11 protein-coding genes are annotated in these 17,188 nt (G+C 38.2%); 7 read left to right on the forward strand and 4 right to left on the reverse strand.

Annotation, left to right across the window (positions count from 1 at the left end):
- Nucleotides 1–649: 649 nt before the first annotated feature.
- The 4 genes from J2S19_RS02285 to J2S19_RS02300 are packed head-to-tail and all read right to left on the reverse strand — an operon-like array spanning nt 650 to nt 4,757.
- The gene (locus J2S19_RS02285; RefSeq protein WP_307336613.1) at nt 650–1,723 is read right to left on the reverse strand and encodes a Gfo/Idh/MocA family protein; all 1,074 of its coding nucleotides are present in this window, start codon (nt 1,721–1,723) and stop codon (nt 650–652) included.
- A gap of 12 nt (nt 1,724–1,735) precedes the next feature.
- Nucleotides 1,736–2,473, reverse strand: coding sequence for a ThuA domain-containing protein (locus tag J2S19_RS02290; RefSeq protein WP_307336616.1), 738 nt, complete (start codon nt 2,471–2,473; stop codon nt 1,736–1,738).
- 56 nt (nt 2,474–2,529) lie between these two features.
- Nucleotides 2,530–3,690, reverse strand: coding sequence for a Gfo/Idh/MocA family protein (locus tag J2S19_RS02295; protein ID WP_307336619.1), 1,161 nt, complete (start codon nt 3,688–3,690; stop codon nt 2,530–2,532).
- A 23-nt stretch (nt 3,691–3,713) separates the two neighbouring features.
- A complete protein-coding gene (locus J2S19_RS02300) occupies nt 3,714–4,757 on the reverse strand; it encodes a LacI family DNA-binding transcriptional regulator (protein WP_307336622.1) in 1,044 nt (347 codons plus the stop codon).
- 344 nt (nt 4,758–5,101) lie between these two features.
- Between J2S19_RS02300 and J2S19_RS02305 the strand changes: the two genes are divergently transcribed.
- The 7 genes from J2S19_RS02305 (at nt 5,102) to J2S19_RS02335 (ending at nt 17,074) form a co-directional block, all read left to right on the forward strand.
- The gene (locus J2S19_RS02305) at nt 5,102–10,174 is read left to right on the forward strand and encodes a rhamnogalacturonan lyase family protein (RefSeq protein WP_307336625.1); all 5,073 of its coding nucleotides are present in this window, start codon (nt 5,102–5,104) and stop codon (nt 10,172–10,174) included.
- A gap of 1,158 nt (nt 10,175–11,332) precedes the next feature.
- Complete coding sequence (locus J2S19_RS02310) at nt 11,333–11,719, forward strand: hypothetical protein (RefSeq protein ID WP_307336627.1); 387 nt, start codon at nt 11,333–11,335, stop codon at nt 11,717–11,719.
- Between the two features lie 137 nt (nt 11,720–11,856).
- Nucleotides 11,857–12,855 carry a LacI family DNA-binding transcriptional regulator gene (locus J2S19_RS02315; RefSeq protein WP_307336631.1) on the forward strand — a complete coding sequence of 333 codons (999 nt, stop codon included), beginning with the start codon at nt 11,857–11,859 and terminating at the stop codon, nt 12,853–12,855.
- 211 nt (nt 12,856–13,066) lie between these two features.
- Nucleotides 13,067–13,837, forward strand: a complete 771-nt coding sequence (locus tag J2S19_RS02320; RefSeq protein ID WP_307336635.1) for a sugar phosphate isomerase/epimerase family protein — start codon at nt 13,067–13,069, stop codon at nt 13,835–13,837.
- 22 nt (nt 13,838–13,859) lie between these two features.
- Complete coding sequence (locus tag J2S19_RS02325) at nt 13,860–15,167, forward strand: extracellular solute-binding protein (protein ID WP_307336639.1); 1,308 nt, start codon at nt 13,860–13,862, stop codon at nt 15,165–15,167.
- A 153-nt stretch (nt 15,168–15,320) separates the two neighbouring features.
- The gene (locus tag J2S19_RS02330) at nt 15,321–16,253 is read left to right on the forward strand and encodes a carbohydrate ABC transporter permease (protein WP_307336642.1); all 933 of its coding nucleotides are present in this window, start codon (nt 15,321–15,323) and stop codon (nt 16,251–16,253) included.
- The gene (locus J2S19_RS02335; RefSeq protein ID WP_307336645.1) at nt 16,250–17,074 is read left to right on the forward strand and encodes a carbohydrate ABC transporter permease; all 825 of its coding nucleotides are present in this window, start codon (nt 16,250–16,252) and stop codon (nt 17,072–17,074) included. Before J2S19_RS02330 ends, J2S19_RS02335 begins: the two co-directional genes overlap by 4 nt.
- Nucleotides 17,075–17,188: the final 114 nt, after the last annotated feature.

A 17,188-nucleotide genomic window follows, 5' to 3' on the forward strand; every position in this document is an offset into this window, starting at 1 on the left:
AAAGAGCGGCGGCGAAATGTTCTTCATAAAGGAGATGAAGACCAAAAATTAAAAAGAGCGGTGGCGAAATGTTCTTCATAAAGGAAATGAAGACCAAAAATTAAAAAGAGCGGCGGCGAAATGTTCTTCATAAAGGAGATGAAGACCAAAAATTAAAAAGAGCGGCGGCGAAATGTTCTTCATAAAGGAGATGAAGAACAAAAATAATCAAGAGTGCCAGTGAAATGTTCTTCATAAAAGAGATGAAGACCAAAAATAAGTAAGAACGCCAGCGAAATGTTCATCATAAAGGAGATGAAGACCAAAAATTAATAAAAGCACCAGCGAAATGTCCTTCTAAATAGAGAAAAAGAAATAAGTGCTTAAGTGATATAACCTATATCCGAAAGTTGAAAAATGAGCTCATTAGAAATCTTCCTCATTAAAAAGATACTATTATCAATCCCCAATAAAACGTCCACACAAAAAATATGATTCAGAAACCGCAAAAAGAGTGAGTCATAAATCATTATTATAAATAGCTCTGCTCTACATTGCAGCTATACCCAACATAATGGCCCTCCAATAAAATGAAGGGCCAATACACAACTGTCTAGCATCTCTTAAGCTATTATGTTAAGAGTCATTTATATTGTTTATTTTGATTAACCTACAACGACTCCGGCCGTTCACAGCTACTTGCCATCACATAATGTGTACCGTTATCAGAAGAATCGTGGAATCCATGCATTGCTTCTAATACATGATAAGCAAGTTCGCCGTTAGCACGGTGTTGTGTTTCTTCAATAATTGCTTTTGCCATATCGGCAACACCGAGACCGCGACTATTTTGCGAGAAGCCATAGGAAAGTGGGACTTCGACAAAATCCTGTTCATCACGCTTACGAATTTTCACTGGGCCACCAAATGTGTTTGGATCTGGGACGAGTAGGGTACCTTCACTTCCGTAAATCTCAATTGGTGGTAGGGAAGAATAGCCAAATGCATCAAAGGATGTTGTAATCGTGCCGATTGCACCAGAGTGAAAATCGATTGTTCCGGCAATATGTGTTGCTGTTTCAACTTCGATTTTTTCTCCTGCCTTTGGTTGACTAGTTACAACCCGCTCAGGATAACTAATTCGTGTAGAGCCAGATACTCGGCGGATTGGACCTAATAAAGCGACTAAAGCCGTTAAATAGTAAGGTCCCATATCGAACATCGGCCCGCCACCAGTCTTATAGTAAAAGCCAGGGTCTGGATGCCAATGCTCATGACCACGACAAATCATAAATGCAGATGCACCAACTACTTCGCCAATTTCACCTTGTTCAATTAATTTAATCGCTGTTTGGATACCAGCACCTAAAAATGTATCTGGGGCGCTTCCAACTAGCTTGTTATGTTTTTTAGCTGTTTCAAGTATTTTCTGACCATCCTCACGAGTAACAGCTAACGGTTTTTCTGTATACACATGCTTTCCTGCCTCAAGTGCTTTGATACATACTTCAGCATGTGCTTGCGGTATTGTTAAATTAATCACTAAGTCGATATCTGGGTCTTGTAGCAGTTCATCTACAGAATAAGCATTTGGAATATTGAATTTTTCAGCCTGAGAGGCAGCGCGTTGCAAATCTAAATCTGCACAAGCAACCAATTCAAGATGATCGAGCTTTTTGCAGTTTTCCATATAGATAGAGCTAATATTTCCACAACCGATAATGCCGATTTTTATAGATTTCAATGTGATTCCCCCTTATTGGCTGTCTCCCATACCAGTATAAACTTTACCTGTTGCAAAACGATTCGCCTGAGCAAGTTCCTGAGCACGTTCTTTCCCGCTAGCTGCCCATAGGAAGCCACGGCGCATAATTTGTGTAACCTCAGGCATTGCTACGATATTCGCTTGATGTCCTAATGAATTATAAAATACATTACCAAGTCCCCATTTCTTCGTCCAGACAACCGGCATATCAACGGCTTTATTTGCAGCATGTGGACCATCAACAACAGGGAAGCGGGTTGTAGCTAGTACTTCTACTGCTGGATCAAAGTGAAGGTAATATTGCTCACTAACAACTTTAAAATCAGACAGACCTTCCAAAAGCGGGCTAGTTGAATGTTTAATATTCACCATGTATTCGACACCATCATTACCAGGATGAGCAACCCAATTCCCACCGGTCATGAATTGCCAGTCAACATTGTTACGGAATGAGTCACACATACCGCCGTGACAGCCTGCTAAGCCTACACCATTCATCACTGCTTCTGAAATATGAAGGACATATTTTTTCTCGATATCTCCCATTGTCCAATGAGGAACAATTAAGTCTAGTGACGCTAACTTTTCAGGGTCAGCATATGAATCTAATGAATGTGAGACTTCAACTTGAAAGTTTTCCTCTTCTAAGATTGATTTAAAAATATCAGCTACTTGTTCTGGTTCATGACCATCCCAGCCACCCCATACGATTAAGGCACTTTTTTTCATTGCACTTCGACTCCCTTACATGATTTAGTTTGATAGAGATACACTTTTACATGACATTAAATATCTGAAATCGTGATCCATTGGCGCTTTTCAATTGATTGGTCAACAGCTTCTAAAACTTGCTGACATTTAACACCATCATGGAAATTCGGAACCGGCTGACGGTCTTCCTTGAAAGCGTTCATCAGTTCGACAACTTCATGAATAAACGTATGCTCATAACCAATCGTATGACCTGGTGGCCACCAATTATCCGCAAATGCATGAGCAGGATCTGTTGCGAGTACCCGGCGGAAGCCCTGAACATCGTCACGGTCATCTGTAAAATAAACTTGCAGCTCGTTCATCCGTTCAAAATCAAAAATGACACTGCCTTTACTGCCGTTAATTTCGAATGAATTTGTGCAACGATGGCCTGCTGCATAGCGTGTAGCCTCAAAACTGCCTAATGCACCATTTTCAAAACGTGCTAAAAATAAAGTTGCATCATCAACAGTAACTTCACCTTTTTCGTCCGACTCACTACCTGTAGCAGATAATCCTGACATATTTGCAGGGATTGGACGTTCTTTCACAAACGTTTCGCTCATCCCGATAACTTCAGTCATGTCACCGACTAGGTAATGAGCTAAATCAATAAGGTGTGCTCCTAAATCGCCATGTGAACCAGAACCGGCGATTTCCTTTTTTAGTCTCCATGCGAGCGGGAAATTCGGGTCAACAAGCCAATCTTGTAAAAACCATGCCCGAAAATGATGGATTTTACCTAGTTTTCCTTCATCGACTAGTTTTTTAGCGAGCATGACAGCTGGGGCAAAGCGGTAGTTAAAGCCAACCATATGCTTAACACCCGATTCCTCAACCGTTGCGAGCATTTCTCGTGCATCTGCCAATGTAAGCGCTAACGGTTTTTCACAAAAAACATGTTTGCCTGCTTTCGCAGCGGCAATTGTAATTTCTTTATGTACATCACTAGGTGCATTAATATCTATCAAGTCGATATCGTCCCTTTGTAAGAGACTTTTCCAGTCAGTCGTATATTCATCCCAACCAAATTGTGCCTGGGCTTGTGCGACATCTTGTTCATTACGTCCACAAATCACTTTCATCACAGGCTTTACTGTATTAGGGAAAAACAGAGGGAGGTCCTTATATGCATGACTATGCGCTTTACCCATAAATTTATAACCAATCATCCCAACGTTAATTGATTTCATAAAAAACATACCCCTTTGCATGATTAATTTGACGGGGACTGTCCCCACCTCGATGATTGTCGTTCAATGAATGTTACTGGTAATCTCTCATTTATAAAGGTATCAGTAGGTTGAGAGATTAATTGCAGAATTTTTTTTGCTGCAAGCTGCCCCATATCAAATAATGGGACGTTTACAGTACTTAACGATGGAGTCGTCATTCTCGACATCTCAGAATTATCATAGCCAATTAGGAGATAATCGACTGTTGCGCGATAACCTAAATCTTGGAGGCCTTGCATAAGTCCGATAGCCATTCGGTCGTTTGCTGCAAAAATAGCTTTGCATGTTGAAAGGTATGGAGCAATATCTGCTGCGATTTTATAGCCGCTTTTTCGACTGTAATTTCCTTGGAAAATATAATCAGTGTTCTTAACAATCCCTGCCTGCTCAAGAGCTAAACAATAGCCTTCTAACCGCTCACTACTATTTGAATATTCTAACGGTCCATTTAAAAAGATAATTTGTTCAATACCTTGTTTAATCAATGTAGAAACCGCTTCCAAACTACCTTGAACGTGATTGGCATCAATTGAATGAAACAAATGGCCAGTATAAGTTTGATTTATCAGGCAATAAGGTAACTGTAATTCATGTAATCTTGTTAATGCTTCTACTTCACCAGTGGCATTTTTCGAGCCGAGTATGATTAACCCATCGACCTTTTGAGAGCGGAATAATTGGACATAGTCTTTTGGCTCATCTGGTGACTGAAAAAGTAAAAGCAATCCATATCCCATTTCGCCGAGCATAGCACCGATACCACTCATTAGTTCTGAAAAATAATGTGTGCTCATTATTCGAACCTTTGGTAAATATGGAACAATTACACCGATATTATTGCTTTTTCCTTTCGCAAAGCTTTGCGCAATTGCATTTGGATAATAATTTAATTGTGCTGCAGCTTCAAGGACTTTTGTTTTCGTCTCTTCGCGTATGGGACCCACCTGATTAAAAACCCGTGAGACAGTTGCTTCAGATACTCCTGCTAATTTTGCTACGTCTTTACGATTTGCTATCGGAATCACCTCCATTGTGCATCATGGTGTTAAATTTAAAATGTACACGCGTTCATTATCTCGAGTTTTTGGAATAGTGTCAATAATGTTTTTTTTACATGATTCTACATGACCTATTCTAAATAGGAATGAAAGCTGAAAATGGTACAAATGTTATAAGAAGTAGTTAGGTGTAAAGAATGGTTTTTAGCTAACATCTGATTTTTAAACATTGACATCTGTTTTTTAACTACTCAATTAGCGGACAAGCAAGTAATATACAAATTGTAAGCGTTTACCTACCGGATGAATTGGAGGTGAAGTTTGTACTGTTACACTAGAAATTCAATCAATTTTATGAAAGGGAGATGAAGATGGACGCAAAGGGGAAGCGTAATTTTAGACGATTGTTAACGATGTTTTTATCAGTTTTACTCGTTATTTCTTCTGCTCCAATTACAATGCAGACTGCAAGCGCAAATGAGGCTGTCTTGTATAAGTTTGATTTTGGTACTGAAAGCAGTAAAGTTCAGGAAGGCTTTACGAAAGTAACGGCAGCTACTGGTTATACAGCTGAAGGAAAATATGGATTCGCTGACATAGGAAAAGTAACGGAAGCGGACCGCGAGACGTCTGACCCGCTTACGTCAGATTATATTTCGATGACTGATACAGCCTTTCAAGTTGATTTAGAAAATGGTGACTACAAAGTTACCGTTTATGCAGGTGATCAAAATGAAGCTACATCAGTTGGTGTTAAAGCAGATCTGATTCAAAAGGTTCAAGACATGACAATTAATGCGGGAGAATTTGTTGAACGTTCCTTTGACATCGCACTCATCGATGGTCAATTAACGATAGAGTTAACTGGGAATTCTCCAAAATTAAATGGGTTAGTCATTGAAAAGCTGCCAAAACGTACTGCCGCAGAGTATCCAACCGTTTATATTGCTGGAGACTCAACAGTACAAACATATGATGAGTATTGGAAGCCTGAAGCAGGTTGGGGGCAAATGATTTCCCGTTACTTTGATACAAAGGTAACATTTGATAATCATGCAATAGGCGGCAGAAGCACGAAGACGTTTATGAATGAAGGCAGACTTGATGCAATTTTACGTGATATTAAGCCGAACGATTATTTTCTCATTCAATTCGGTCATAATGATGCAACTGTCAGCAGACCTGAACGCTATGTAACAGTTCCTGAATATAAAGTTTTATTAAAGGCTTATGTGGACGGAGCGAGACAACGTGGTGCAGAACCAATCTTAGTTACACCAGTTGGAAGAAGAGATTTTAATGCGAGTACAGGTAAATTCAATGTAAGTTTCCCAGAATATGTTCAAGGAATGAAAGAAGTAGCAGAGGAGAATGATGTTCCACTAGTTGATTTAAGTGCACTAAGTGTTGCGTATTATGACACGATTGGGCCTGAGGGAACTCTTGCTGTTTTTCTTCATACAGAGCCAGGAATGTACCAAGCATTCCCGAATGGTTCACAAGATAACACTCATTTTCAGGAATACGGTGCGATCCAAATTGCGAGATTGTTGTCAGGTGGACTTAAAGACCTTAATGTTTCGCTCTCATCCTATGTTCAAGATATTGAACCACCTGCCGATGTTCCTGCAAAACCATCAAATGTTAGTGCGAGTGGGATAAGTAATGCTGGGGCGGTGTTAACTTGGGAAGCGGTTGATTCAGCAGATATTTATAAAATTTATCGTAAGCGTTCAGACGAAACAGACTATACATTAATTGGGACAGCTGCAGCACCAAAATTAACAGTTTCTGGGCTTGATGAAGGTAAATCTTATCAATTAGCTGTTTCAGCTGTAAATGGTAAAGGGGAGTCTGAATTATCAGATCCTGTCACAATTTCAACAAAAGAAGCTACTACAAAATTTGATTTTGGATTAGCGGGTAACCCAGTGGCAGAAGGTTATACAGAAGTGAATCTTTCGTCTGTTTACACACCTGAAAAAGGCTATGGAATTGTTGACCCGACTGGAATGATCGGTAGAGACCGTGGAACTGGCGGAGATTTGCTGCGCGATTGGTTAGGTTATTTTAACGTTGGTTGGAAATTTAACGTCGATGTGCCGAATGGCCTTTACGCAGTTAAAGTTTATGTTGGTGACTTTTTAGGAAGCGCGAGAACAACGATTCAAATTGAGGGACAAGATTTTGGACAAGTATCAGCCCCAAGCAGAAACTATACGGAAAAAATCATTCCACAAGTTTCTGTAAAAGACGGACAAATGAATTTTGACTTTGGCGGTTCAACAGGAATTGTCAATGGAGTGGAGTTAACACCAATCTTATTGGCACCATCAGAATTGACTTTAGATAATAAAAATATGGACCCTGCAAAGCCATCTGTAACACTTTCCTGGAAAGAGGTTGAAGAAGCAGCATCCTACAACATTTATCGAAATGTAGCGGGGACGAGTTCAATCGAAAAGGTAGGTACTGCAACAGAAAGCACATTCACAGACAATTCGGTACGTGTCGGAATAAAATATGAATATACAGTAACTGCTGTCGATAATGCAAATGTTGAAACAGTACCTTCGTTGCCTCTAGAGGTTAACATGGTCGATGATTCGCAAGAAATTCCTAATCCTCCTGAAAACATTAAGGTAGGAAAAGTAAATAAAAACGATATTACGATTAAATGGGACAAAGTGAAGGAAGCGGCAACATACAACATATACCGTTCTGAAAAGAAGGATGGTGAGTATATATTAGTCGGTAAAACAGACAAGACAAGCTACAAGGACGAAACCGTATTAACAACGATTCCTTACTTCTATAAAGTTGCAGCTGTAAATGCAGGTGGTGAATCAAAGCTCTCAGAAAGTGTTGAAACACCGGCAGTAACAGTGTTAAAGCGCCAAATGGAAGATTTGACTCGTGCACCAGTAGCTGTGAAAACAGAGGAAGGTGTTTATGTAAGCTGGCGTCTATTAGGAACCGATTCTGATGATATTAGTTTTAATGTGTACCGTGATGGAAAGAAAATCAATTCCTCACCAATTAAAGCGAGTACAAATTTCATTGATAAAGATGGAACCGTTGATGCTGTTTATGAAATTAGAGACGTCGTTGGCGGAAAGGAAACAAAAGAAAAGGTAACAACGAACGTATTAAGTAATAACACCTTCGACATACCGTTGCAAAAACCAGAGGATGGGGTAACGCCATTAGGTGACCCATACTCATATCGAGCAAACGATGCAAGTGTCGGTGACCTTGATGGTGACGGTGAATATGAAATCGTCCTTAAATGGGACCCAACGAATTCAAAAGATAATTCACAAGCAGGCTATACGGGAAATGTTTATATCGATGCATATGAGCTTGATGGAACGTTAAAATGGCGCATTGATATGGGAAAAAATATTCGTGCAGGTGCCCATTATACACAATTTTTAGTTTATGATTTTGATGGCGACGGTACAGCAGAAATCGCAATGAAAACCGCTGATGGTACGATTGATGGACAAGGTAACGTAATCGGCAGAGCAGATGCTGACCACCGGAACAGCTCTGGTTATGTTTTACAAGGTGATGAATTTTTAACGGTCTTTGATGGAAAAACTGGCAAGGAGCTGCAATCAACTGATTACGATCCACCGCGTGGAGATGTTGCATCATGGGGCGATGGATATGGTAACCGCGTTGATCGCTTCCTAGCTGGTGTAGCATATCTCGATGGCGAAAACCCTAGCATCGTCATGGCAAGAGGATATTATACAAGAACGGTGTTAGCAGCTTATAACTTTAGAGACGGCAAGCTTACAAAACAATGGACATTCGATTCAGCGTCTGAAGGGAACCGTGACTATGCTGGTCAAGGATATCATTCATTAAGTGTTGCTGATGTGGACAATGATGGGAAAGACGAAATCGTATATGGCCAAATGGTCGTCGATGATGATGGTACAGGACTCTACACAACAGGCTTAGGTCATGGCGATGCATTACATGTAAGTGATTTCCTTCCAAGTAGACCAGGACTAGAAGTATTCGCAGTCCAAGAAAATAAAGGTGCTGAATACGGCTATGATTTACGTGACGCTGCAACAGGAGAAATAATTTGGGGCCAAAAAACAGGACAGGATACAGGGCGAGGCTTAACCGCAGATATTGACCCAAGACATGATGGTGCAGAAGCATGGGCAATTTCAGGTGCATGGAATAGTCGTGTCGGTGGCTTACACACAGCTAAAGGCGAAAAAATTTCAGAGAATATTCCATCCTCAAACTTTGCGATTTGGTGGGATGGTGATTTACTACGTGAGTTAGCCGATCATAAATATGATGATGCAAAAGGTGCAGGTGTAGGAACGATTGATAAATGGGACTATGAAAATGAAAAACTAGTAAACTTAGTAACTGCGGAAGGAACGCTATCAAATAATGGCACAAAAGGTACACCTGCATTACAGGCTGACTTACTAGGTGACTGGCGTGAAGAAATTATTTGGAGAACGGAAGACAGCAGTGCGTTACGCGTATTTATGACAACAGCCGAAACAGAACATCGCATCTTTACGTTAATGCATGATCCGCAATACCGCCTTGCAATCGCCTGGCAAAATGTTGGTTACAACCAGCCTCCACATCCAAGCTTTTTCATTGGAGAAGGAATGGAGCAACCGAAAACACCTAATATCACAGTCGTGCCTGTCAAACGTCCAGACAAAACTGCTCCAGAAACAAAGCATGAAATTGTCGGTGAAGAAAAAAATGGCTGGTATAACAAACCTGTCACTGTAAACTTTTCTGCAGAAGATGGTGACTCAGGTGTTGAAGCAACTTATTATACACTCAACAAAGGTGAAGAAATATCAGGAACTTCAGTGAATATAAAAGAAGATGGTAAACATCATATCGATTACTGGAGTATCGATAAAGCTGGGAATAAAGAAGCTGCAAAATCAGTAGAAGTAAATCTTGACCAAACTGCACCAACAATTACTTTCTCAGCAAAAGAAGACACAACGTTTAAAGTAAATGATAATATTACGATTACTTGTACTGCAAAGGATGATTTATCAGGTATTGATGAGTCATCATGTGACGAACTATCTGCAAAAAAAGCATATGAAATTGGTATAGGTAAACATAGTTTGTCAGCTGAAGCGATCGATAAAGCTGGAAATAAAACGACTGATTCGCTAAACTATACGATTATCGTAGACTACGATAGTCTAGCAGCATTAACTGAGCAATTCTTTGACAACAAGAAAAAGGCAAAATCACTCGTTGAGAAGCTTAATCAAGCAGAGACATCAGAGAAAAAGGGAAATAAAAATGCCCGAAATGGCCAGCTAGGTGCATATTTGAACCAAGTAAAAGCTAAGAGCGGCAAAGATATTACAAAGCAAGAAGCTGAAATATTAACGAAATTAGCTGAAACTTTATTAAAAAAATAGAATGTAATGAAGAGGGTGACTCAGGCCGTGTCTGTTCCTCCAAAACACTAATGTTTATAGAGTGATTGGGAGGAATTATGATACTGATTTGAGTCACTCTCTTATATTTAAACGAAGTGAATATGATATAATTTCACAAGGACAATTCGTATTTAGATGTTAAATTATTTGAATGAGTTCGACCACCGACAAATACATTAAAACAAATCTATTTTACACATTGATAGACAGGCATGATTTTTTCGACTCATCCGCCTTATGTAGACGAATTCAGCTCGGAAACTATCGCGAAAAGTCCTTCATCCGTATTATGAAGACGATTTTTGTTCTGGAACAATATCGAAAAGTTCTTCATCCGTATTATGAAGACGATTTTTATTCGGAAACAATTTGGAAAAGTTCTTCATCCGTATTATGAAGACGATTTCTGTTCGGAAACAATATCGAAAAGTTCTTCATCCGTATTATGAAGGCGATATTTGTTCGGAAACTATCACGAAAAGTTCTTCATCCGTATTATGAAGACGATTTCTATTCGGAAACTATCGCGAAAAGTTCTTTATCCGTATTATGAAGGCGATATTTGTTCGGAAACATTCACGAAAAGTTCTTCATCCGTATTATGAAGACGATTTCTGTTCGGAAACAATATCGAAAAGTTCTTCATCCGTATTATGAAGACGATTTTTGTTCGGGAACTATCACGAAAAGGTCATCATGCGCATTATGAAGACGATTCTGGAGATGGCTCATTTCCTATTTTGCCTTCATTGGATGCCATTTTGACTCTCCTTAAAACCACGCAAATTAATGTTCCATACCATGCATGCCATTCAGTATATCTATAAATTTTCCATACTTCAAAAAATTACTATATTCTGTGTAAATGAAGAGGTATACTATTTAAAACTAGTAGAATAATGGTCTTTTCAACATGTATTTTTACTACATTTCATCAATATAATCAATGGAGGGGATTGGGTACGAAAATAAAGAAAGAGTGAAACAGATGATGGGTGAAGCGGGGCAAATTATGGTAGTTCACCAATCGATGTGATTATTGTAATAATATAATAGTCATTTATCTACTTGTTGAAGAATAGCTGCATTTCATTCATAGCAAAGAAACAATATACTAGTTAGCGAGGTTGAAAGACAATGATCATAAAAAGAAAGTTATTAACGGCAGTGCTCAGTAGTTTACTATTTAGTATCGTATTTATGGTGCCTGATGGCTTAAATATGAATGGATTTTTAAATTTATATTATATGAATTTTATATTTGTCATTACATATGGTGTCATCACTTCGTATATAAGTGACTGGATTAGTGAAAAATTTATTACGAAGACATCTACACGTGAGCTTGTTTCTTTACTATTACATTGCTTATTTGGTTCTGTGTTTTTCCTTTTAAGTCTCATCTCTGCAGTCATTTTTTTCATTACTGACCGCTTATTAAGAAAGGTTAACATTAAATGGTCTGTTGTTGTGACGGCGTTATTGATTGTCATCGTCGTATTTATCCTTGGTCTTACACTTTAATTCAGACTAAAGATAGAAGGATGCGTTTTCTGATTTGGCTAAATTTTCTAAAAATAAATAAAAAACACTTGCAGATGTTCTGCGCAGTCTTTATACTGTAGATGTAATCGATTACATTCCGCCGAGGAGTAGAAGCAATGGTGAAGATGAGTGATGTAGCACTTAAGGCAAATGTTTCGACAGCGACTGTATCAAGAGTCCTTCACTCTCCAGAAACTGTAAAGGAACAAACACGTCAAAAGGTGTTAAATGCAATAAAAGAATTGAATTACCAACCGAATATTTTAGCTCGACAATTAAGAAAAAATGAAACGAAGACGATCCTTGTCGTAGTTCCAAACATTATGAATACCGTATTCTTAGGGATTATTGAGGGAATTGAGGCCGAAGCTTCTAAAAATCAATATAAAGTCCTTTTAGGTAACACGAATAATGATGTCAAGAAGGAATATGGTTTAATAGATCTCTTAAAGCAAAAGCAAACAGACGGGATGATTTTATTTTCTGCACGCCTTGAAGAAGATATACTACATGAGCTAAGTGAACAATATCCAATCGTACTAACTGCAGACTTTATCGATGGTTTAAAAGTACCAACTGTTTCAATAGATAATATTAGTAGTAGTAGAAAAGCTGTTTTACATTTAATTTCATTGGGCCATACGAGAATTGCCCATATCTCTGGTCCATTAAGTAATTCGAGTGCTAGAGACCGTTTTAAAGGTTATGAACAGGCGCTATATCAGCATTCAATGGAAGTTGGTAGTATGCTTGTTCAAGAAGGGGATTATAGTTTAGAGTCTGGCTACAACCAAATGCGGAAGTTACTTGCACTAGAAAAAATGCCAACGGCTGTATTTGCTGCTAATGATGAAATGGCAATTGGGGCAATTAAGGCAGCAAAAGAACATGGTCTGAACATTCCACAAGACCTAGCCATCGTCGGATTTGATAATATCCATTTTTCATCAATATTTGAACCCAGGTTGACAACGATTGCCCAGCCGTTGTTTAAAATGGGGCAACTCTCAATGAAATTATTATTAGCGCAAATTAATGGTTCAGTAAGTGAAAAAACACAATATATATTAGAAAGTGAACTAATTATTAGAGATTCATGTGGAGGCAAGGAATAGGGGTCCTTGCTTACATTCTACTTATGTCTATTCATCTACTAAACTTTTATCGTGTAAAATGTAATCCATTACATTTTAAGGAGGTGATCGCCGAATAACATAGGTGTTGTACTTGATTAAAATGTAATCGATTACACTCTATCGTTATTTAAATCATTGAAAATAAGAGAAACGACAAAGCATTTTCAATCAATTTAAGGGAGTTGAATAAATGAAAGAAACTCAAATTGCACTTCAACTTTATACATTACGTAATGAAACAGAACGAGACTTTGTCGGCACGCTAGAAAAAGTAGCGAAACTTGGTTATAAAGGTGTTGAATTTGCCGGTTATGGTGGTTTAACTGCAGCGGATTTAAAACAGACACTTGATTACCTTGGATTAAAGGCAACCTCAAGTCATGTCGCACTTACATTATTAGAAAGTGACCTCGGGCAAGTTATTGATTATCAGCAAGCTATTGGAAATCGACATATCGTTTGTCCGTTTTTACCACCTGAAAGACGTACAAAAGAGTCGTATTTCGAACTTGTACCTATTCTAAATGAAATTGGTCGCAAATGTGCTGAAGCAGGGATAACGTTTTCTTATCATAACCATGATTTTGAACTAGAAGCCTTTGACGACGGCCGTAAACCTCTACAATTTTTATTAGATGAAACTAATCCACTGTGGGTTAAGGCAGAATTAGATATTTATTGGTTATCAAAAGTAGGCGAAAGCCCAGTACAATGGTTAGAAAAGTATGCTGGTAGAACGCCGTTGCTTCATATAAAAGATATGACGACAGATGAGGAAAAGTTTTTTGCTGAACTCGGAACTGGTGGAGTGGACTTAAACAGTGTTTTAAATCAAGCCGAGAATGCTAATGTTGAATGGTATATCGTTGAACAAGACCAAACAAGACGAACACCGTTAGAAAGCATCGAGATAAGTATGAAATATTTGAAGAAGCGAATGAAGCAAGAACAGGGGATTTAAAAACATAAGGGGGTAAATTGTAATGGTTAAAAGATTAATTTCTCTAAGTCTTACATTATCACTGCTTTTTTTGGCTGCGTGTGGTCTTAACGGGGGGAGCTCAGCAGATAAAACAACGAGCGATAGCAAGGGAGAGGAAACGGCTTCAGGCAAAAAGCAAGAGCTTGAATTTTGGTACATTGATACAGGGGAAAAGGAAAAAGTTTATTTAGAAGCGGTAGAACGATTTAAAGAAAAGCATCCTGATGTTGAAGTAAAAACATTACAAATTCCAAATGATGCATACAAACAAAAATTCTCAGTTGCAATGAGTGGTGACGAAGCCCCTGATGTATTTCATAACTGGGGTGGCGGTTGGCTTAAAAACTTTGTAGAACAAGACAAGGTTCTTGATATTACGGCTGACACTGACAAAGAGCATTTTAATGAACTAGCTTTGGATAATTCAACATTTGAGGACAAAGTATATGGAATGCCATTAAGTTTATCGATTGACGTCATTTTTTATAATAAAGAAATTTTCGAGAAGTATGGCTTAACACCACCAAAAACGTATGAAGAGTGGTTATCAGTCATAGATACATTAAATGAAAATAAAGTCATACCAATTGCATTGGCTAATCAAACGAAATGGCCAGGTGCATATTATTTAATGAATTTTGCAAGTCGGATTGCAGGTCCGGACCTATTTGAAAGTGCCTTAAATCGTGAAGGGAAAGGATTTGACGACGAAGCCTATATTCAGGCAGGAAAATACATCCAGGAGCTAGTCGATAAAAATGCATTCAATCCTGGTTTTAATGGTGTGCCATATGATGAAGGCCAAGGTCGACAACTTCTTTATTCCGGTCAGGCAGCAATGATGGATATGACGATTTCCTTTTTAAATAATGTACGTCAGGAAGCACCTGAATTTGAAGAGAAACTCGATTTCTTCTTGTTCCCTACAGTACCAGGTGGAAAAGGTGACCAAACACATCAAGGTGCGGGTACTGGTCCAGTTTGGTCGGTCGCAAAAAATAGCGAACATCCAGATTTAGCAGTTGAATTGATAAAGGAGCTTACAAGTACTGAAACAGCTCAAAATTATACAGATCGAACTGGAACATTAACCGCTGTCAAAGACATCGAGCCTGCAGACGAATTTACAAAGCGTTTTTATGAGGTTGTTCAACAAGCTACACATTTACAAATGCCGTATGACCAAACATTACCTCCAGAGCTGGCTGAGCTTCATAAGGACACAACCCAAGCAATTTTTGGGAAGGAAATGACACCTGAAGAAGCAGCTAAGAAAATGGAAGAAAAGGCTAAGGAAATACTTAAATAAAAGTCTATGTTCAATAGTTTTCGAGAGTTTCTTTTCATGGATTTTGATTCCCTATAAAAAGAAATCACTATTGTAATTTCTTACTTATGGCCTCACATATTTAACCATAAAGTGTGAGGCTCGTAGACTTTTAAGTGAATCAGGAGGGATTATGTGGAGGTCAATGTAGATGTATCTAGGCGTCCGGCAACAACGCGTACAAGAACCAAGAAACTGAAAAACTATCTCACAATCGGTTTGTTTATTGCACCTGCTCTCATTGTCTATTCAATTTACGTCCTATACCCGATCATTTCAACGTTGATATACAGCTTCTATGAATGGGATGGTATGGGCGTAGGGATATTCGTTGGGTTTGATAACTATATCCAGCTATTGAAAGATACTGTGTTTCTAACAGCTTTGAAGAACAATACATGGGTCGTATTGACCTCGGTATTTGCACAAATACCGTTAGGATTAATTATGGCACTAATGCTATTTACACCAATTCGCGGTATTCGTTTCTTTAGCAGTATTTACTTTTTCCCATTTTTAATGTCAACGGTTGCCGTTGGTATGCTTTGGGTGTTGATGTATGACCCGATTAACGGAATCATTAATCAAATTGTCAATGTATTCGGTTTAGAAAATGTTGCATGGCTGAGTCAATCAAATACAGCTCTATTTGCGGTATTACTTGTCATCGTTTGGCAATTTGCTCCTTTTTATATGATTCTCTTTAAAGCAGCTATTGTAGGAATCCCTGAGGAATTATATGAAGCGGCAGATATTGACGGGGCAAGTCCGATGATGAAGTTCTTTAAGATAACGCTTCCATTACTAATGCCTACTATAGTTAGTTCTTCTATTCTAGCGGTCGTAGGATCGTTAAAATCATTCGATATTTTTTATATTATGACTGGCGGAGGTCCGAATCACGGTACAGAGCTTTTAGGAACATATATGTTTAAGCAGGCGTTTATTAACTTCAATATGGGGTATGCCAGTGCCATCGCATTTATTATGTTCTTCTTAGCTTTAATGGTGACAATTATTATTCAAGCAATGGACTACTATCGTAAGAAGAAAGGAGCCTATGTATGATAGTTAAAAAGTTATCAAGAATGCCAATCTATCTACTTGCATTGTTTTTGCTAATCTTTACTGGGTTTCCGTTTCTTTATATGTTATCGACGTCATTAAAAACACAAAGTCATTTCTTTGAAGAACCATTTAAATTGTTCTCATCGTTTAACTTAGCAAACTATGAAACTGTTTTTAATATGGGATTAACGAGATACTTTTTTAACAGTATACTCGTTTCAACTGTTGCTGTTATTGCAGTAATGATTATTGCTTCATTAGCAAGCTATCCATTAAGTAGGATGAACTTTAAAATAAATAAAGTTGTCTTCCTATTGTTTATTTCAGGAATGATGTTACCGATTCATGCAACACTTATTCCTATTTTTAAATTATCACAAAGCTTCGGTGTGTTCGATACACTATGGGCATTATTAGGCCCATACATCGCCTTTAGTTTACCGATTTCAATCTTTATTCTGACACAGTTTATGCAGGAAATTCCGAAATCACTAGAAGAGGCAGCAAAGATGGATGGCTGTAGCCACTTTGGTATCTTTTGGCGAGTTATTTTACCGATGCTGACACCAGCTTTAATGACTGTACTAATTTACAACTTCATCCATTTATGGAATGAGTTTATCTTTGCGCTTGTGTTGCTCTCAAGTCCTGAAAATATGACATTGCCTTTAGGATTACAAGATTTCAAAGGTGAATTCTCTGTCAATATACCAGGTTTAATGGCTGCATTAACATTAGCAAGCTTACCGATATTAGTTGTTTATTTATTTTCACAGGAAAAAGTAGTAAAAGGTCTTGCAGGTGGAGCAGTAAAAGAATAAATAACTCTATTTATAAGGCTGTGGACAATGTTGCTTTAGATTTAGCTGTCGTTTTAGATTGAGTTGCTCCAACCAATCTTTTATAGAATTGATCAAAATCAACAACCAATTTGC

Source organism: Metabacillus malikii (assembly GCF_030813355.1).
Taxonomy (GTDB): domain Bacteria; phylum Bacillota; class Bacilli; order Bacillales; family Bacillaceae; genus Metabacillus; species Metabacillus malikii.